Origin of the sequence: Methylobacterium sp. E-041, assembly GCF_022829665.1 — a bacterium.
Lineage (GTDB): Bacteria > Pseudomonadota > Alphaproteobacteria > Rhizobiales > Beijerinckiaceae > Methylobacterium.
The window spans coordinates 1-1,234 of the sequence record NZ_JAKSYQ010000220.1; the positions used below are offsets into that span (position 1 = coordinate 1).

The following is a 1,234-nucleotide window of genomic DNA, read 5'->3' on the forward strand; positions in this document are numbered from 1 at the left end:
CCGGGTCGCCAAGGTGAAGACCCCGATCCTGATCCTCTCAGGGATGGCCAGCATCGAGGACAAGGTGAAGGGCCTCGGCTTCGGCGCCGACGACTACCTCACCAAGCCGTTCCACAAGGACGAGCTCGTGGCCCGCATCCAGGCGATTGTCCGCCGCTCACAAGGCCATGCGGAAGCGGTAATCACGATCGACGACATGATCATCAACCTCGACCAGAAGGTCGTTGAGATTGGCGGAAAACGGGTTCCGCTCACCGGCAAGGAGTACCAGATGCTGGAACTCCTCTCGCTCCGGAAGGGCACGACGATCACCAAAGAGATGTTCCTCAACCAACTTTACGGCGGCATGGACGAGCCGGAGTTGAAGATCATCGACGTGTTCATGTGCAAGCTTCGGAAGAAGCTCGCCAACGCCAGTGGGGGCACGAACTACATCGAGACCATCTGGGGCCGCGGTTACGTCCTGCGGGAGAGCGCACCTGAAATGCGAGCTATGGCGAGCTAAAGAGCTATGCTGCTGAAGGTACAAGCCTAAAGCGGTTGCTCACTTGCTTTGAGGCGACCCTTCTGGCGACGTGTCCTAAATATAGATGTCGCGAAGTTCGGTGTTCCGACGAAATTTCCCGCCTCAAGTTCGTTCTTGATCCCCTGCAGCGCTTTACGCTCGGCCTTGTACGCAGCCAGGGTCTGATCCGTCATATCGATCTACTGCCCTCCAGGCTGTACCTCGCTTACCTTTCGGGTCTTGGCCTCCATCATCTCAACAGCTTGGCTGATGTCGGCGATGCGCTTCGTCGCGTAGGTGAGGAACGCTGCTTCAATGGCCATCGTGCTCTTTCGTACTGTGACGAGCGCCATATAGGGCAGCTGCGCTCCTACCGTCGGCAAATGCCTCACTGCTCCGAAACGTGCCGCGCGCCCCACTCGTCCGCCGTCAGTTCCGGGCCGATGGCCAGCGTAGCATCCCTTACATCGAGCCAATCGATATGGCCGGGGTCCAGACCCCACCTTGGCCGCGGTGAAAGCGCATGGCATGGTCGGGCATGAGCTACCGCATCGACTTCTACCGGGAAGGCGCTGTCGCCAGCGTAGTGAAAGATCTAGCTGTCGAAGCTATGAAGGTTGTTCACCCGGGGCGGGGGTGAGAGGCTGGGGTTGCGAAGCCAACCAACCCTGACCGAGCGCCCCGGATGAACACCCATCAGCATGCCCGCATGACGGTCCATGGTCGAGC

General features: G+C 59.5%; 2 protein-coding genes. One reads left to right on the forward strand and one right to left on the reverse strand.

The window, feature by feature from the left end:
- Positions 1–505, forward strand: a 505-nt coding sequence (locus MKK70_RS20365; RefSeq protein WP_243949545.1) for a response regulator transcription factor, incomplete at its 5' end; no start/stop codon positions are given.
- A 200-nt stretch (positions 506–705) separates the two neighbouring features.
- On the opposite strand, the gene MKK70_RS30710 is transcribed toward MKK70_RS20365, so the two are convergent.
- Entirely contained in the window at positions 706–828 is a 123-nt protein-coding gene (locus MKK70_RS30710; protein WP_279603737.1) for a hypothetical protein, read from the reverse strand.
- Between the last annotated feature and the right edge of the window lie 406 nt (positions 829–1,234).